A 16,607-nucleotide genomic window follows, 5' to 3' on the forward strand; every position below is an offset into this window, starting at 1 on the left:
CGCTGTACCGGGCGTTTCCTTGCGCCTGGCGAAAGGCGGCCGTGACCGACAGGGCAGGGACGCAAGGGCTGCTGTCCGCGACGCCTATTAAAACCGCGGCCCCAAGGGCCTAGAGTCGGTCGGAGCTTCCACGCCTGCAGGTGTCCGTCATGACGTCGTACGAAATCGTGCTCCTGGGAGACCAGGACCCTTCCATCGTGGCCCACCAGGCCATCCCCCAGGCCCTGGCGCTGACCGCCACGGCGCTGGGTGTCACGCTGCAAACACGCTGGCTGCCGACGGTCGAGGCCGATGGCGCCCTTGGCGGCTGCGACGGCCTCTGGTGCGTACCCGGGAGTCCCTATCGCCATCGCGAAGGGGTGCTGGCGACTTTGCGCACAGCGCGCGAACAGCGGATTCCCTTTCTCGGGACCTGTGGCGGGCTGCAGTACGCGTTGCTGGAGTACGTCCAGTCCGTGCTGGGCTGGACGGACGCCGCCCACGGTGAAGACGATCCGTCGGCCAGCCGCGCGGTGCTCACGCCCCTGAGCTGCGCCCGCATCGAGGTGCAGAATCAACTCCGATTGCTGCCAGGGTCGCGCCTGGCGGAGGCGGCCGGCGCCGAACGGGTCGAGGCCACCTATCGCTGTCGCTTCGGCGTGAACCCCGACTACCTGCCGACGTTGCTCGCTGCGGGTTGGCGCGTCCTCGCCTGGGATGAGGAAGAGCTGCCAGTGGCCTTCGAGCTGACGACCCATCCCTGTTATTTCGGCACCCTCTATCAGCCCGAGCGCGAGGCGCTGGCCGGTCGGGTCCCCACGGCGGTGCGCGCCTGGCTGGACGCGGTGGTCGCGGCGCGGAAACTGGGGACATGAAGCGGCCGGAATTGCCCGAGGACTGTGTGGTGATCGCCTTCGTCTCGCAACGCGCCGACGACGATCCCGACTATGAGGCCATGGCGGTGCGCATGGTGGAGCTGGCGCAGGCGCAGCCAGGCTTTCTGGGCATGGAATCGGTGCGGGGCACCGATGGCCTCGGCATTACCCTGTCCTACTGGACCGATGAGGCCGCCGTCGCGGCCTGGGGCGCCCATCCGGAACATCGGCAGGCGCAGCGGCTGGGTCAGGCGCGCTGGTATCGCTGGCATGACACCCGGGTCATGCGCCTGCTGTCGAGCCGCGCCGGTCCTGGCGTCACTCCAGGCGGATCGCGCCCAGGGCCGGAGTGACGCGGATCCAGCCGATACGACTCTCTTCGCCGATCAGCATGACCTTCTTCCAGGGGCGAAAGGGGGCGCTGTCCAGAACCAGGATGCGATCGCCCGGTTTGAGCATGGCGATCAGCTGGCGGTTGGCGACCACGCTGCGCTCCGGCATGGCGGGATACTGCATCAGCGGAATCTGGCCGCCGCGAATCTGCCAGGTCTCGCCGCTGGCGGCGTTGATGAAGGTCGGCAGCCGCGTCAGCAGGATGGCCAGCGCGAAGAACCCGATCAGCAGCAGGACGAGCCGCTGCGTCACGGTCCGGACGGCAACGATATCGGGTGACAGCTTGCCAAGCGAGGACATGGAGATGGCTCTGGGCGGCGGACGGTAGAGGCTCAATGCTACCGTCATGCGGCCAGTTGACATCATTCACATCCAGGAAAGGTCAACGGCTGCTCATTCGCCAGCGCCAGACTGTGAACGGCCGCAAAGCGGCCGACTAGAGAGGCGGGTTCAGGGCGCCAGCTGGCGGGTGACTTCCACGGCCTTGTCGAAGGACGGATAGCCACTCTTGGCCACCGCGAGCTCTCCGTAGGCGCTCTTGTAGGTCTGCGCCTGGATCGGATCGGCCTCGGGCACCAGGAAGGGATCGGTATACATCCGATAGAGCAGGGCATAGGCCAGCGGATAGCGATGATCGGCGGAGGCGTTCAGCAATTCCAGGACGTCATCGGTCTGCGGGCCCTGCTTGATGGCGATCACCGCGCGATAGAACTCCACTTCGCCATCGGCGCTGGTTCCGCCATTGCGCAGCAGCAGGGCATCCGCGAGCTTGAGCTGTTCTTCGCTGCCACCCAGGACCAGCAGCTTGGCCTGCAAGAGATCATTCTGGCGCAGCAGGGTGGTCTGTTCCGCGCTGAGCGGCCGCGTGTCCGCCGCCTCGTGATGACCGCCCAGGGAGCAGCCGGCGAGGGAAACACACAGCAACGGGAGCATCCATTTCTTCATGTCGAGATCTATCCGCGGAGTCGTGACGCTGGTTCCAAACTTTGGACGATAGCAGTTCTTTGCGGCTTTGCGCAGAACCGGAAGGCAATCCTGGAGTCGTATCCGCACGTCCACAGAGCGCCCATGCCTGGCTATTTCCAGCGTCGCGCGCTTCGGGCATTGTATGCGACAAGCGGCTGGATAGACCGCCGTTCGTTTTGCCTTCACGTACAGATCAAAGGACTCCCATGATCACCAAATGTCTGTTTCCGGCAGCCGGCTATGGCACTCGTTTTCTCCCTGCGACCAAAGCCATGCCCAAGGAAATGCTGCCCATTGTGAACAAGCCGCTGGTGCAGTACGCCGTGGAGGAAGCTCTGGAGGCTGGCCTGCATCAGATCGGGATCGTTACCGGTCGTGGCAAGCGCTCGCTGGAAGACCACTTCGACATCAGCTATGAGCTGGAAAGCCAGATCAAGAACACCGACAAGGAAAAGTACCTGGTCGGCATTCGCAAGCTGATCGACAACTGCACCTTCTCCTACACCCGTCAGGTGGAGATGAAGGGTCTGGGCCACGCCATCCTGACCGGCCGCCCGCTGATCGGTGACGAGCCCTTCGCCGTGGTCCTGGCGGACGACCTCTGCCTGAACCTGGAAGGCGACAGCGTCCTCAAGCAGATGGTCAAGCTGTACAACCAGTTCCGCTGCTCCATCGTGGCCATCCAGGAAGTCCCGGCCAACGAGACCAACAAGTACGGCGTGATCGCCGGCGAGATGATCCGCGACGACATCTACCGCGTGAACAACATGGTCGAGAAGCCGAAGCCGGAAGACGCTCCCTCCAACCTGGCGATCATCGGCCGCTACATCCTGACTCCGGATATCTTCGACCTGATCGAGCAGACCGAGCCGGGCAAGGGTGGCGAGATCCAGATCACCGACGCCCTGATGAAGCAGGCCCAGGACGGTTGCGTACTGGCGTACAAGTTCAAGGGTCAGCGTTTCGACTGCGGTAGCGCGGAAGGCTTCGTCGAAGCCACCAACTTCTGCTTCGAGAACCTGTACAAGGCCCTCTAAGCCTGACGTGCAGTCGACCAGGCCACCTGCGGGTGGCCTTGTCGTTTCTGGCGGTTGGCCAGCCGGGCCGCTGCCCAGGGTGGCCTTGCGTTATGCTGGTCGCCAGCAGCAAAAAGAGAGAGCTCCATGACGACCTATGATTTCGACCTCTTCGTGATCGGCGCCGGTTCGGGCGGGGTACGGGCCGCGCGCTTCGCGGCCGACTTCGGTGCCCGGGTGGCGGTGGCGGAAAGCCGTTACCTCGGCGGGACCTGTGTGAACGTGGGCTGCATGCCCAAGAAATACTTCATCTACGGCGCCTCCTTTCGCGATGAATTCCGCCAGGCCCGTGGCTATGGCTGGGATGCCGAGGTACCGGCCTTCGACTGGAACACCCTGGTCGCCAGCAAGGACCACGAGATCCGCCGGCTGAACGGCATCTATCGGGCCTTGCTGGTCAACAGCGGGGTGACCTTGCTGGAAGCCCATGCCCGCATCCTCGATCCCCACACCGTCGAGGTGGAAGGCCAGCGCTATCGCTGCGAGCGCATCCTCATCGCCACCGGGGGCTGGCCGGACGTGCCGGACTTCCCCGGCCGCGAGCATGCCATCACCTCCAACGAGGCCTTCTACCTGCCGGAGCTGCCCAAGCGGGTGGTGGTGGTGGGGGGCGGCTACATCGCCGTGGAATTCGCCTCGATCTTCCAGGGGCTGGGCGCCAGGACGACCCTGCTGTATCGCCGGGAGCTGTTCCTGCGCGGCTTCGACCGGGGCGTGCGCGAGCATCTGCGCGACGAGATGCAGAAGCGCGGCCATGACCTGCAATTCAATGCCGATGTGGCGCGGATCGACAAGGCCGCCGATGGCAGCCTGCAGGTGACACTCAAGGACGGTCGGGTGCTGGACGCCGACTGCGTCTTCTATGCCACCGGCCGCCGACCGATGCTGGACGACCTGGGCCTGGAAAACACCGGTGTCGCCCTGGACGACCGGGGCTTCATCAAGGTCGGCGAGACCTTCCAGACCGCGGAGCCTTCGATCTACGCCATCGGCGACGTCATCGGCCGGGTGCAGCTGACCCCGGTGGCCCTGGCCGAGGGCATGACCCTGGCGCGCCATCTGTTCGATCCCGACAGCTATCGCCCGCTGAACTACGACCTGATCGCCAGCGCGGTCTTCAGCCTGCCCAATCTGGCGAGCATCGGCCTGAGCGAAGAAGAGGCGCGTGAGCGTGGCCATCGGCTGAAGATCTTCCAGAGCAGCTTCCGGCCGACCAAGCTCAGCCTGACCGATGTCCAGGAGCGCACCCTGATGAAGCTGGTGGTGGATGCCGACAGCGACCAGGTGCTGGGCTGCCACATGGTGGGCCCCGATGCCGGCGAGCAGATCCAGTGCCTGGCCATCGCCCTCAAGGCGGGCGCGACCAAGGCCTGCTTCGACGATACCCTGGGCATCCATCCCACTGCCGCGGAAGAGTGGGTCACCATGCGCAAGCCGGTTCGCGAGGACGAGGCGCGCTAGCCGGACGCCTCGCCACCGCGGGGATCACTTCGCCACGGGGGCTGCCGCCACGGGCGCGGCCTCCACCGTCTCGCGCCTGGCGTAGCGCTGCGCCAGCACCGCGCAGACCATCAGCTGGATCTGGTGGAACAGCATGATCGGCAGCAGCACCGGACCCATGGTACTGCCGGCGAACAGCACCTTGGCCATGGGCACCCCCGTGGCCAGGCTCTTCTTGGAGCCGCAGAAGACCACGGTGATCTCGTCTTCCTTGCTCATGCCCAGCAGCCGGGCGCTGTAGCGCGTGGCGAGCAGGACCAGGGTCAGCAGGGTGGCGCAGATGAACACCAGGCCCACCAGCGACAGGATCGGCGTCTCGCGCCACAGGCCTTCGATGACCGCGGCGCTGAAGGCGGTGTAGACCACCAGCAGGATGGACCCCTGGTCGACGAACTTGAGCTTGCCCTTGTGGCGATCCACCCAGTGGCCGATCACCGGACGCAGCAGCTGGCCGGCGACGAAGGGCAGCAGCAGCTGGACGCAGATCTTGATGATGGCATCCAGGGTGCTCTGGCCGTCCGAGCCGCCGTGGGCGTCAAGCAGCAGCCGGACCAGCAGTGGGGTGAGGAAGATCCCGAGCAGGCTGGACAGGGACGCACTGCAGACCGCGGCCGAGACATTGCCGCGAGCCATGGAGACGAAGGCGATGGACGACTGCACCGTGGCCGGCAGGGCGCACATGAACAGCACGCCGAGATAGAGCTCCGGCGTCACCAGCGGGGCCAGCAGCGGCTGCAGCGCCCAGCCCAGCAGCGGAAAGCTGACGAAGGTGAAGGCGAACACCAGGAGGTGCAGGCGCCAATGGGTGATGCCGGCCACCAGTGCCTGGCGCGACAGCTTGGCGCCGTGCAGGAAGAACAGCAGGCCGATGGCGATGTTGGTGACCACGTTGGCAATCTGGGCGGCAAGGCCCTGGCAGGGCAGCACGCTGGCCAGGATCACCGTGGCGACCAGCAGCAGCGTGAAATTGTCGGGCATCAGGCGGGGACGAGCCATGGTCTCTCTCGGGTTGTCTGCGGATAGCCCCAAGGCTATCGTCTCCTGACCTAGCCGACTAACGCGAAAAGCCCCAATGATGTCGTCAAACGGACAGTCTGCGGTCGAACGCCCCGTGCCCGAACTCGCGCACCTGCCGCGGCGCCTCTATGCCCGCGTGGAATCCCTGGCCCAACCGGCCTGGACGCCCTGGCACCGGCATCCCTGGGGCCAGCTGTCCTATGCCATCAAGGGGGTGCTCACGGTGACCACCGCCGAGGGCAGCTATGTGGCACCGCCGCAGCGGGCGGTGTGGATCGCCGCCGATGTCGAGCATCAGGTGCGCTCCTCGCCCAGGGCGGAGATGCGCAGCCTCTATGTCGGGGCCGAGGCGGCGCCTTATGTGGGCGAGCGGTGTCGGGTGGTGGCGGTGAGTCCGCTGATTCGCGAATTGATCAAGACCTTCAGCGGCTTCGCCCGGGAATATGACGAGGCGGGGCCCGAGGGAAGGCTGGTGTCGGTGATGCTGGATCAGTTGCAGGCGGCACCCGAGGTCGGGCTGTCGCTGCCGGCGCCCCAGGATGGCCGGCTGCGTCTGCTGTGCGAGGCCCTGGCGGCCAATCCGTCGGACGATCGCACCCTGGCGCAGTGGTCGGGGGTGCTGGGCGCCTCGGAAAAGACCCTGAGCCGGGCGTTCCTGCGCGATACCGAGTTGACCTTCAGAACCTGGCGCCAGCGGTTGCGCCTGATCAGCGCCCTGGAACGCCTGGAACAGGGCGCTGCGGTGACGGAGGTGGCGCTGGATTGCGGCTACAACTCCCCATCGGCCTTCATCGCCGCCTTTCGCCGGCAATTCGGCGCGACGCCCGGGGCCTTCGCCCTGGGCGTTTAGTCAGGCAGTGGCGCCGAGCAGGCTCAGGTAGTCGCCGAAACCGCCGCGGGCCCGGCAGTCTAGGCGCGAGCTGGTGCGCACCCGCACGCTGTTGCTCCAGGCGATACGCGCACCCTGGGTCTGGAGCGCGGTAACCAGGGTCACGTCCTCGTCCACCGTCATGGAGGGAAAGCCGCCGGCCTGGAGATAGGCTGCCGTGGAGATGCCGAAGTTGGCGCCGTGAATGTGCTGATGGCCTTCGCGGTCGTGATAGGCCGCCTCGTAGCGAGCCCTGAGGCCGGGGGAATGCGGGGTCCAGTCGTCCACCTCCACCACGCCACAGACGGCATCGGCGCCATAGGCGAGCTGGGCGGCAAACCAGTCCGGCGCCACCTCTGAGTCGGCATCGGTGCAGGCCAGCCAGCGGGCGCCCAGCTGGATCAGGTGGGCGGCGCCGGTCGCCCGGGTCAGGCCGACGTTGCAGGCCCAGACTTCCAGGGCAGTGACCGGCAGCCGGCGAACGATGTCGGCGGTGCCGTCGGTGCAGCTGTCCAGCACGATGACGACCTCGACGGGTTCACCTAGCAAGGCCGGATGCCGCGCGGCGCGCAGGACCGATTGCAGGCAGCGTTCGACGTGTTGCTCTTCGTTATGGGCGGGTATCACGGCACCTATCATAGAAGCTGCTCCCGGCGGGCGACGGAGGTGGGGTCGGAAGACCAGAGGGTGAGGAGGAAATCGGATTCTTCGAGGTGGCTCAGGCGATGCAGGCCGGGCAGGGCGGCCATGCGCTCATGAACCTGGTCGCCGGTCAGGGCACAGCCTTCGATGGGATGGCGCCAGTGACAGCCGAGCAGTACCCCTCCGGGCAGCAGCGCGCTGTGGGCGCGATCCAAGAGGGCAGCCAGGCCGGGCTCGCCGAGGTAGTAGCCGATCTCGCTGATGACGATAAGATCGAAGGCGCCGGCCGGCCAGGCGTCCGGCAGCAGCAGGTGATGCACCTCGACATGAGCCTGATCGGCCAGGCGCTCGCGAGCGGTGGCGACCGCGGAGGCATTGCCGTCGCTGACCAGCAGCCGCTCGCAGCGCTCGGCCAGCCGCCGGGACAACTCACCGGTGGAGCAGCCAGGCTCGTAGCCGTGGCTGTAACGACGGTGCGGCAACATGGCCAGGGTCAGATCGCGCTTGCGCGCTTCGTACCAGCGATGGCGGTAGTCCCAGGGATCGTCGCTGCTGGCGTACAGCGAATCGAAATAGCTCATGGAGACGGTCACGTCAGATAGACCTCCCAGGCACGGGTGAGACGGGCCACTACCGCAGGCGGCAGGATAGGTCCCTGTCCCGTGCTGGTGTCCTCGGTCAGCTGACTGCCGAAGGCATTCACCGCGCGCTTCTTCAGCGCCAGGACGTCTTCCTCCAGTTCCAGGCGCCGCGCCCGTTCCCAGGGCACGCGTGGATCGCCCGGGGCGGCCCAGTGCCAGGTCCAGACCGGCACCTCGATGCAGCGGGCCCCGCGCAGGCGGCAGGCTTCCACGGCGGCGCGGCCGGTCGCCTCGTGATCGGGATGGCCATCCAATCGCCAGGTGGCGAAGACCACGTCTTCCGGCGTAAGGATTTCCACCAGCCGCTGCTGCAGGGCGGCTTCCTGCTCGCTTACATGGCCGTCCGGTATCGCCAGGCGGGTCACGGTGGCGCGCTCCAGATGCAGGCGGCGCAGGGCTTCGCGGGTCTCCAGTGGACGGGTATTGCGCAGGCGGGTGGCCGGCCAGAGGGTGGATTGCGGATGGCTGCCATCGCCGTCGGTGACCGCCACCAGTGCCAGACGACGCCCCAGCTCACCCAACTGGCAGAGCAGGCCGCCGCAGCCGAGGATCTCGTCGTCCGGGTGCGGGGCGACGACCACGGCGCGATGGCCGGGCGGGACCAGTTGCGAGGCCTCGATTGCCGGCATCTCGGCGAAGCCGGACCACTGCAGCCACGCCTCGGGCGCGGTGCCGGCTCCTTGAATCTGACGATCGCCTACAGTTGCCAAGGGGCACCCTCCAGCAGATTGAGGTCACCCAGCACCGCCAGGTCGCGTTCGGCGTGGCTCTGGCGCAGGTAGACGGGGAGGTCCGCCATGTGGCGGGCGCAATAGGCGTCGCGGCACAGCGGCGCGGCGCCAAAGGCGCGGCCGGTATGGCGGATGACGATTTCGGCGCACTGCTCGACCAGGGCCCGCAGCTGGCAGACGGGATAACGGGCGTCCGCCTCGGGGTTGAGGTCCAGCCACTCGGCGGCCTGGCGCAGTGCAGTGGCGGCGCCGAGCAGGGCGGCGTCCACATGGCCCAGGTGAGCGAGGGCATGGGGTTCGCGATGACGCTTGCAGTGAGCGCGCAGGGTATCGGCCAGGGCGGTGGCGGAGCCATACCAGCAGGCCGCGATACCGCCGCCGCCATGCCAGAAGCCGGGACGCTGCAGGTAGCGACCGGGCGCCCCGACCAGCACGCCGGCGGCCCCGTCGAACAGCACGTCGACGCTGCCCGTGTGCTGCATGCCGATGGCCCGCCAGCCGTCCTGGGTGACTTCGACGCCGGGTTGCTTCATTTCCACCGCCACCAGCATCGGATGATCGTCCATCCAGGCGGTGACCAGGGCGTGACTGACCAGGGAGGCGCCGGAGCACCAGGACTTCCGGCCGTGCAGGGTGACCACGCCGTCGGCGCTGTAGCGCACCAGCAGGCGGGCATCGGGCGGCTCGGCGGCCCAGACGCCCCAGAGGCTTTCGGGCGGCGCGTAGCCCTCCAGTTCGCTCAGGATGGCCAGGGCATCGGTGTGGCCTTCGTACAGCTTGACCAGGCCCAGGTCATGATGGGCGACCTGGGCCAGGGCGCGCCAACGGTCCAGGGTCTGACCCTGGCCGGGCAACGGCAGGCGGTCGAGACCGCGCTGGTTGAGAATCTGGAGTCGGTGTTGCAGCAGTGCGGGAGTGACCTCGTCATAGGCCCACTCGTCCAGGGTGTCCTGGAGGCTATCCAGATCGATCGACATCGGCTCCATCCCGTGGCTGGCGACGGCGCTGTCCACGACAGCGCTCGTTAGTGCAGACCACGGGCAGCGATAAGGGGTTTCGCTTAGGCGGTACGCTTGCCGACGGCAGGCGCATCGCTACGCTACGCCGAGCCGCTTGCGCCGCGCTGCGGTAAGGCTCTGGCGTATCTCGGCATACCCGGCCCAGGGGTCGTCCTTGAGCCCTTCGAGGCGTTCCAGCAGGGAGTCGAAGCGCCATTGGTCGCTGGCCTCCAGGGTCGCCAGCTCATCCCGGGCGATGGGTACCGAAACGCCGAGGTGGGGACGGGCGCGCAGGGAAAAGGCGCTGACCGTGGTGGCGCCATGGCGATTGCGCAGGTAGTCGACGAAGATCTTCCCCTGGCGATTCTGGGCGCCCATCTTGGCGGCGAAGAGTTTGGGCAGGGTGTTGGCCAGGTGCTGGGCCGCCGCCTGGGCGAAGGCCTTGACGGTGTCCCAGTCCTGGCGCCGATCCAGCGGCACCACCAGGTGCAGGCCGCGACCGCCGCTGGTCTTGACGAAGGCCTGCAGCTCCAGCTCGTCGAGCAGGGTCAGCACCAGCCCCGTCGCCTCCAGCATGCGCGACCAGGGCAGGGCGGGATCAGGGTCGAGATCGAGAATGAAGCGGTCGGGCCGGTCGATGCGGTCGACGGTGGCGTTCCAGGTATGGAGTTCCACCGTGCCCATCTGGGCCGCGCCGATGAGGGCCTCGCGACTGTCGATGACCATCAGCGGCGCATGCCCCGGATCCAGCGCCGGATCGAGTTCGCGGATATGGGGGATCGCCAGGGTCTGCTTGTGCTTCTGGAAGATCTGCTCGCCGGCGATACCCTCGGGCGTCCGGACCAGGGCCACGGGTCGGTCGACCAGATGCGGCAGGATCCAGTCGGCGACGGCGGCGTAATAGCCCGCGATGTCGAGCTTGCGCGCGCCGCTGGCTTCGTCGATGACCCGTTCGGGATGGCTGATGCGTACCCCGGCGACGGTGGCGTCCTGCTGCTTGCCCGCAGACGGACGGCGTGCGGCGGACGGGCGCGGCGCCTCGGCCTCGCGGGCTGGTGTCGCCTCTTCCAAGCCGATGCCCTCGGCCGGCTTGTCGTCGCGCAGGCCGTGGAAGACGCCCTGGCGGACGATGCGGTCCTGGGTCAGCTCGGCATAGGCGATCTCGCACAGCTGCTCGGGCCGCAGCCACGTCACTTCGCTATAGGCGGCGCCCTTGGGCGGATCCACCACCGGCGGCTGATCGACGATCAGCGGCTGGAAGCGGGCGTGCAGCTGCTTGAGCACGGCCGCGGTGAAGCCGGTACCGACCTTGCCGGCATAGTGCAGCTGGCCCTGGTCATCGTGCAGTGCCACCAGCAGCGCACCCAGGTGCTGGCGGCCGCCCTTGGGCGGGGTATAGCCGACGATGATGAATTCCTGACGGTGGGCGCACTTGAGCTTGATCCAGTCCTTGTTGCGCCGCGAACGGTAGGGGCTACCCAGGCGCTTGCCGATGACCCCTTCGAGCCCGAGTTCGCAGGCACTGGCCAGGATGCGATCGGCCGGCACCTCGAAGGCGGCGGAGAAGCGCAGCAGCTCGCTGTCGTTGCTCTCTTCCAGCAGCTTGCCGAGCAACTCGCGGCGTTGCTCGACCGGCACCTCGCGCAGGTCCGCGCCATTGAGATAGGGCAGGTCGAACAGGTAATAGGTGATGCGGGTCGCCTTGCCAGTCTCGAAGGCATTCTGCAGCGCCTGGAAGCTGGAGACGCCCTGGGCGTCGTTGACCACGATCTCGCCGTCCAGCCAGGCGTTTTCCAGGCCCAGCGCGGCCAGGGCCCTGGCCTGCTCTGGCAGGCGCTCGGTCCAGTCGTTGCCGCTGCGGGTGAAGAGGCGCACCTCGCCGCCCTCGATATGGGCGAGCAGCCGATAGCCGTCGTATTTCACCTCGTACAGCCAGTCGCCGGCCGGCGGACTGTCGACCAGGGTGGCCAGCTGGGCTTCCAGGATCTCGGGCAGCTTGGCCTTGCGCGCCTTGGCCGTGGGCTGGCGGGTCGGCGTTTTGGTCGCCTTGGCTTTGGCGGAGGTTTTGCCCTGGGCCTTGGACTGCGCCAGCCGAGGCAGGGTCTTGTCGCTCAGCACGCTGTCGGGTTCGGCAGCGGTCACCTCGTAGTCGGCGGTGTCGCGGGCCTGGTCGTCGCGCTCCTTGATCAAGAGCCACTGCGGCTTGTCGCTGTGGCCCTGCAGCCGGGTGCGCACCAGCGTCCAGTGACCGCGCAGCTTTTCACCCCTGAGTTCGAACTTGAGCTTGCCCGCGGCATAGCCTTCGGCGGCATCGCCATCCGCCTCCCACTCGCCACGATCCCAGACGATGACATCGCCGGCGCCGTACTGGCCTTCGGGAATGCTGCCTTCGAAGCTGCCGTAGGCGAGGGGGTGATCCTCCACCTGCACCGCCAGGCGCTTTTCGCCGGGATCGAGGCTGGGACCCTTGGGCACCGCCCAGCTCTTGAGGGTGCCATCCAGCTCCAGGCGGAAGTCATAGTGCAGGCGGCGCGCGTCGTGCTTCTGGATGACGAAAGTCAGGGCCCCCTTGGCCTTGCGCCGGCGGGAGCTGCCCTCGTCACGCGGCTCGGCGGTGATGTCGAAGTTGCGCTTGCGGTTGTATTCGCTGGTCGAGCTGGCCATGGCGGCGCTCCTCACTTGGCCTTGCGGGTGCGGCTGGCGGCAGGGCTACGCCGGGTGGTCGAACGGCCGGAGCTCTTGGACTTGGGCGCCTCCTTGGCCTTGTCCTTCTTGCCACCCAGGCTGCGGCGCAGCAATTCGGTGAGGTCGATGACGTCGGCGCCGCTGTCCTCGGCTTCGGGCTCCTCGGCGACGGCTTCGAGCTTGCCGTCCTTGAGCTTGCGCTCCACCAGCGCCATGACGTTGTCCTTGAAGGTGTCGTGGTACTGCTCCGGGTCCCATTGCTCGGTCATGTCGTCCACCAGGCGCTGGGCCATGTCCACTTCCTTCTTGCTGACCTTGGCGTCCAGCCCCTCGAGCCCGACGTCTTCCGCGGACCGCACTTCGTCGGCCCAGCGCAGGGTGTTGAGCACCAGGGCATCGCCCAGCGGCATGATCACCGCCAGGTGCTGCTTGGAGTGCATCACCAGGTTGGCCACGCCCACCTTGCCGGCGGCGCTCAAGGTGTCGCGAAGCAGGGCATAGACCTTTTCGCCGTTCTTGTCCGGCGCCAGGTAGTAGGGCTTCTCGAAGTGCAGGATGGAGATCTCTCGCGCCTCGACGAAGGTGAGGATATCGATGGTGCGGGTGGCCTCGGGCAGGGCATTGTGGATCTCGTCTTCGCTGAGCACCACGTACTTGCCCTTGCCGTGCTCGATGCCCTTGACGATGTGTTCGCTGGGGACCTCCTTGCCGGTGGTCTTGTTGATGCGCTTATAACCCACCGGGTCGAGGCTGCGTTCATCCAGCCAGTCGAAGTCGATGCCCGATTGCCGGGTCGCCGAGACGACCGACACGGGGATGTGCACCAGGCCGAAGCTGACGGCGCCTTTCCAGATCGAGCGGGGCATGGACGTTCTCCTCTTGGGGTGTCCCCTATGGATAGGCCGGCGATCCACCGGGTTCCGCCCTGGGGAACCCCGCTCCGCTGTTGGGTTCTACCCCCGGAACGACGATTTTGCCGTCGCAGGTGCAAGGTAGAGAGGAGCAGGGCGTGGACAGTGTCGATCAAGAAGTTTTGCGCATGACCCTGGCCTGGCGACGGGCAGGGCATGGCGTCAGCCTGTTCACCGTGGTCCAGACCTGGGGCAGCTCGCCGCGGCCGCCGGGCGCCATGCTGGCCCTGCGTGACGACGGCCAGGTATGCGGCTCCGTGTCGGGTGGCTGCATCGAGGACGACCTGATCGCCCGGCTGCACGCCGGCCAGTTCGCTGGCGAGCGTCCGGAGGTCATCACCTATGGCGTCTCGGGTGACGAAGCCGCCCGCTTCGGACTGCCCTGCGGGGGCACCCTGCGCCTGGTCCAGGAGCGGGTCGGTGACTGGCGCTGGGTCGAGCAACTGCTGCAACGCTGTGACGACCACGAACTGGCCCTGCGTGAGCTGGACCTGGCCACCGGCAAGGTGCGGATCTCCGGCACCACTCGCGACGAGCCGGTCGCCCTGGACGAGCACTGCCTGCGCCTGGTACACGGACCGCGTTGGCGGCTGCTGCTGATCGGCGCCGGTCAGCTGTCGCTCTATGTCGCCGACATGGCCGCCATGCTCGATTTCGAGGTGCTGGTTTGCGATCCCCGCGAGGAATTCCGCCAGGGCTGGGAGACGCGCCAGGCGCGTTTCATCCCGGGCATGCCGGACGATGCCGTGCTGGCGATCCGCCCGGACGAGCGCACCGCGGTGGTGGCCCTGACCCACGATCCGCGCCTGGATGACCTGGCGCTGCTGACGGCGCTGCAATCCGACGCCTTCTACGTTGGCGCCCTGGGTTCGCTGCGCAACAACGACCGGCGGCGGGAGCGGCTGCTGCAGCTGGAGGTGCCGGTGGCGGCGATCAATCGCCTGCACGGTCCCATCGGCCTGCACATCGGCAGCCATACGCCACCAGAGATCGCCCTGTCGCTGCTGGCGGAGGTGGTGGCGGTCAAGAACGGCATCGCCCTGACCCAGAAGAAGCGCGCTCTGGTGGCGGTGGAGCAGGTCGCCTAGGGATGCCCGGCGTTCAGGTGCTGATCCTCGCGGCGGGTGCCGGAAGCCGGTTCCGCGCCGTCGGCGGAGGCGACAAGCTGCAGGCCATCTTGCCCGGTCCGTCCGAGCTGACGGTGTTGCAGGCGACCTTTCGATTGTGGCGAGGCCTGGGTCTGCCGTGCCTGGCCGTGGTCTCGGACAGCGCCCCCTGGCGCGCCGCGCTGGCGCGGCAGGAAGGCCTGGCGGTACTCAGCCTGCCCACCACCGGCATGGGCGACAGCCTGGCCGCGGCCGTGCGAAGGACGCCCGAGGCGTCCGGCTGGCTGGTCGCCCTGGGCGACATGCCCTTCGTGCAGCCCGCCACGGCCCGCCAGCTGCTGGAGCTGCATCATCCCGAGCGCATCGTCGTCCCTGCTTACCAGGGCCGGCGCGGCCATCCCGTGCTCTTTGGTCGGAATTTTGCCGCTGCGCTGGGCGAACTCACGGGCGACGAGGGAGCGAAACGGCTCCTGCGCGAGGGTTCGGTACTAGAGCGGGAGATCGCGGACGCCGGTATCCATCGCGACATCGACACGCCCGCCGACCTGGAAAATACCCGGCAACTGACCCGAGAACTTCCCCATTTCGCCGTTCTTCCAACGGAGGAGAACTGCTTTTGGGGACACGCACTCATGAACAAAATCGAGTCCATGCTGGACTATCTCAAGACACGCGAACTGCAACTCACCACGGCCGAATCCTGCACGGCCGGCAAGGTGGTGGGATTGTTGTCCGAGATACCCGGCAGCGGCAGCTGCATCGAATCCGGTTACGTCGTCTATTCGCCCGAGGCCAAGCAGCGCCTGCTGGGCGTCAGGCCGGAAACCATCGAGCGGCACAACCTCACCAGCGAGGAAGTGGCGCGGGAGATGGCTGCTGGCGCCCTGCGCGACAGTCCGGCACAGGTGGCCATCGCCAATACCGGGCTGGCCGGACCGGGCGGGGCGGACGGCATTCCCCAGGGGACCGTCTGTTTTGCCTGGGGCTACCGCGTCGGTGACGACATCGTGCTCTATTCTGAAACCCAGCATTTTTCCGGCGACCGTGAGGCCGTGCAGCTGGCGGCGGCCCGGCACAGCCTCGGCGCCGTGGTGCCCTATCATCAACGTCTCGAACGCGAATCAGAGGAGAACGCCCGATGACCGAAGCCCTTCAGCGCGACATCATCCAGGCCCTGCAGGTACCCGAGCATTTCGATCCGGCCGAGGAAGCGGAGCGTCGCATCCAGTTTCTCAAGGACTATCTGCTGAACAGCCGCCAGGAAAGCTATGTGCTGGGCATCAGTGGCGGCGTGGATTCCTCCACGGCCGGTCGCCTGGCCCAGCTGGCGGTGGAGCGGGCGCGCGAGGAGAGCGGCAATGCGCGCCTGAGGTTCATCGCCATGCGACTGCCCTATGGCGTGCAGCGTGACGAGGCGGATGCCCAGCGCGCCCTGCAATTCATCCAGCCCGACGAGACCCACACCGTCAACATCAAGCCAGCCAGCGACGCCATGCTCGCCTCGGTGCGCGAAGCCCGCGTGGCCTTCGATGACGAACTGCACGAGGATTTCACGCTGGGCAACATCAAGGCGCGCCAGCGCATGATCGCCCAGTACGCGGTGGCCGGCGCGCGCCGGGGTCTGGTGATAGGCACCGACCACGCGGCGGAAGCCCTGATGGGCTTCTATACCAAATTCGGCGATGGCGCCTGCGATCTCACGCCTCTGCATGGTCTCAACAAGCGGCGGGTGCGGGCGGTGGCCGAATGGCTGGGCGCCCCGAACGAACTGGTGCACAAGGTGCCGACCGCCGATCTGGAATCCCTGTCGCCCGGCAAGGCCGATGAAGATGCCTTTGGCATCACCTACGCCGAGATCGACGATTTCCTGGAAGGCAAGGCGGTGAGCCCGGCCACGCTGGAGATCATTCTCAATACCTACCGGCGTAGCGCGCACAAGCGCGATCTCCCCTATACGCCTTATCATTAAAATCATGGGGTTATAGATCGTAGCTCAAGTGATTTATCGAATATTGGCTTGAGGGCGATCCTTACTCCGGCTTGCGCTACGGTGGTCTTCAACAAGCACCGTAGCGCTGGTCGCTAAGTTAGAAATAACTTCATTTATTTACCTTAAGTAGCTGATATTTATGTGATTTGGCTAGTTTTACGTGCCTGTCGTTCATTGCGGTTTGGCTGAACTTTTGCGCGTCGTCGGCGCTCAGACTCTTTCAGACACA

General features: G+C 66.7%; 17 protein-coding genes and 1 pseudogene. 9 read left to right on the forward strand and 9 right to left on the reverse strand.

Annotation, left to right across the window (positions count from 1 at the left end; translation table 11 throughout):
* Positions 1-149: 149 nt before the first annotated feature.
* Positions 150-854 carry a CTP synthase C-terminal region-related (seleno)protein gene (locus QKY98_RS19880; protein ID WP_284671442.1) on the forward strand — a complete coding sequence of 235 codons (705 nt, stop codon included), beginning with the start codon at positions 150-152 and terminating at the stop codon, positions 852-854.
* On the forward strand, positions 851-1,207 hold the full coding sequence (locus QKY98_RS19885; protein ID WP_284671443.1) for an antibiotic biosynthesis monooxygenase family protein: 357 nt from the start codon (positions 851-853) through the stop codon (positions 1,205-1,207). The genes QKY98_RS19880 and QKY98_RS19885 overlap by 4 nt, the downstream gene beginning before the upstream one ends.
* Here the strand turns inward: QKY98_RS19885 and QKY98_RS19890 are convergent.
* Together QKY98_RS19890 and QKY98_RS19895 are read right to left on the reverse strand one after the other, a co-directional pair.
* On the reverse strand, positions 1,173-1,547 hold the full coding sequence (locus QKY98_RS19890; RefSeq protein ID WP_042134356.1) for a hypothetical protein: 375 nt from the start codon (positions 1,545-1,547) through the stop codon (positions 1,173-1,175). The genes QKY98_RS19885 and QKY98_RS19890 overlap by 35 nt on opposite strands.
* A 150-nt stretch (positions 1,548-1,697) precedes the next feature.
* Complete coding sequence (locus QKY98_RS19895; protein ID WP_231501019.1) at positions 1,698-2,180, reverse strand: hypothetical protein; 483 nt, start codon at positions 2,178-2,180, stop codon at positions 1,698-1,700.
* Positions 2,181-2,419: 239 nt separating this feature from the next.
* On the opposite strand from QKY98_RS19895, the gene galU reads away from it, so the two are divergent.
* Together galU and gorA are read left to right on the forward strand one after the other, a co-directional pair.
* Complete coding sequence (gene galU / locus QKY98_RS19900; protein WP_007161840.1) at positions 2,420-3,250, forward strand: UTP--glucose-1-phosphate uridylyltransferase GalU; 831 nt, start codon at positions 2,420-2,422, stop codon at positions 3,248-3,250.
* Positions 3,251-3,376: 126 nt separating this feature from the next.
* Positions 3,377-4,750 (forward strand): glutathione-disulfide reductase, encoded by a 1,374-nt coding sequence (gene gorA / locus QKY98_RS19905; RefSeq protein ID WP_074583611.1) that lies wholly within the window; start codon positions 3,377-3,379, stop codon positions 4,748-4,750.
* 24 nt (positions 4,751-4,774) lie between these two features.
* Here the strand turns inward: gorA and QKY98_RS19910 are convergent, their stop codons facing one another.
* Positions 4,775-5,785, reverse strand: a complete 1,011-nt coding sequence (locus tag QKY98_RS19910) for a bile acid:sodium symporter family protein (RefSeq protein WP_044341777.1) — start codon at positions 5,783-5,785, stop codon at positions 4,775-4,777.
* Between the two features lie 76 nt (positions 5,786-5,861).
* Here QKY98_RS19910 and QKY98_RS19915 point away from each other — a divergent pair, with 76 nt between their 5' ends.
* Positions 5,862-6,656, forward strand: coding sequence for an AraC family transcriptional regulator (locus QKY98_RS19915; RefSeq protein WP_007161837.1), 795 nt, complete (start codon positions 5,862-5,864; stop codon positions 6,654-6,656).
* Here the strand turns inward: QKY98_RS19915 and QKY98_RS19920 are convergent, their stop codons facing one another.
* The 6 genes from QKY98_RS19920 to ku all read right to left on the reverse strand — a co-directional run bounded on the left by QKY98_RS19920 (position 6,657) and on the right by ku (position 13,237).
* The gene (locus QKY98_RS19920; protein ID WP_027599219.1) at positions 6,657-7,313 is read right to left on the reverse strand and encodes a glycosyltransferase family 2 protein; all 657 of its coding nucleotides are present in this window, start codon (positions 7,311-7,313) and stop codon (positions 6,657-6,659) included.
* Complete coding sequence (locus tag QKY98_RS19925) at positions 7,310-7,897, reverse strand: class I SAM-dependent methyltransferase (RefSeq protein ID WP_077173015.1); 588 nt, start codon at positions 7,895-7,897, stop codon at positions 7,310-7,312. The genes QKY98_RS19920 and QKY98_RS19925 overlap by 4 nt, the downstream gene beginning before the upstream one ends.
* Before the next feature lie 8 nt (positions 7,898-7,905).
* Complete coding sequence (locus tag QKY98_RS19930; RefSeq protein ID WP_231501018.1) at positions 7,906-8,667, reverse strand: PIG-L deacetylase family protein; 762 nt, start codon at positions 8,665-8,667, stop codon at positions 7,906-7,908.
* Entirely contained in the window at positions 8,655-9,665 is a 1,011-nt protein-coding gene (locus QKY98_RS19935; RefSeq protein ID WP_372237669.1) for an acyl-CoA dehydrogenase family protein, read from the reverse strand. The genes QKY98_RS19930 and QKY98_RS19935 overlap by 13 nt, the downstream gene beginning before the upstream one ends.
* A gap of 117 nt (positions 9,666-9,782) precedes the next feature.
* Positions 9,783-12,350: a DNA ligase D gene (gene ligD, locus QKY98_RS19940; RefSeq protein ID WP_284671444.1), complete on the reverse strand. Its 2,568-nt coding sequence runs from the start codon at positions 12,348-12,350 to the stop codon at positions 9,783-9,785.
* Between the two features lie 11 nt (positions 12,351-12,361).
* Entirely contained in the window at positions 12,362-13,237 is an 876-nt protein-coding gene (ku, locus tag QKY98_RS19945; RefSeq protein WP_027602417.1) for a non-homologous end joining protein Ku, read from the reverse strand.
* Positions 13,238-13,380: 143 nt separating this feature from the next.
* Between ku and QKY98_RS19950 the strand changes: the two genes are divergently transcribed.
* The 4 genes and pseudogenes from QKY98_RS19950 (at position 13,381) to nadE (ending at position 16,357) form a co-directional block, all read left to right on the forward strand.
* Positions 13,381-14,370, forward strand: coding sequence for an XdhC family protein (locus tag QKY98_RS19950; RefSeq protein WP_144945145.1), 990 nt, complete (start codon positions 13,381-13,383; stop codon positions 14,368-14,370).
* Positions 14,371-14,372: 2 nt separating this feature from the next.
* Positions 14,373-14,855: pseudogene (locus tag QKY98_RS19955) on the forward strand (nucleotidyltransferase family protein); the annotation flags it as partial.
* Positions 14,856-15,020: 165 nt separating this feature from the next.
* A complete protein-coding gene (locus QKY98_RS19960) occupies positions 15,021-15,530 on the forward strand; it encodes a CinA family protein (protein WP_027599226.1) in 510 nt (169 codons plus the stop codon).
* Positions 15,527-16,357, forward strand: a complete 831-nt coding sequence (gene nadE, locus QKY98_RS19965) for an NAD(+) synthase (RefSeq protein ID WP_144945141.1) — start codon at positions 15,527-15,529, stop codon at positions 16,355-16,357. The genes QKY98_RS19960 and nadE overlap by 4 nt, the downstream gene beginning before the upstream one ends.
* Positions 16,358-16,607 lie beyond the last annotated feature (250 nt).

This window comes from Pseudomonas sp. HR1, assembly GCF_030175875.1.
In the GTDB taxonomy this organism is placed as follows: Bacteria; Pseudomonadota; Gammaproteobacteria; order Pseudomonadales; family Pseudomonadaceae; genus Chryseomonas; species Chryseomonas oryzihabitans.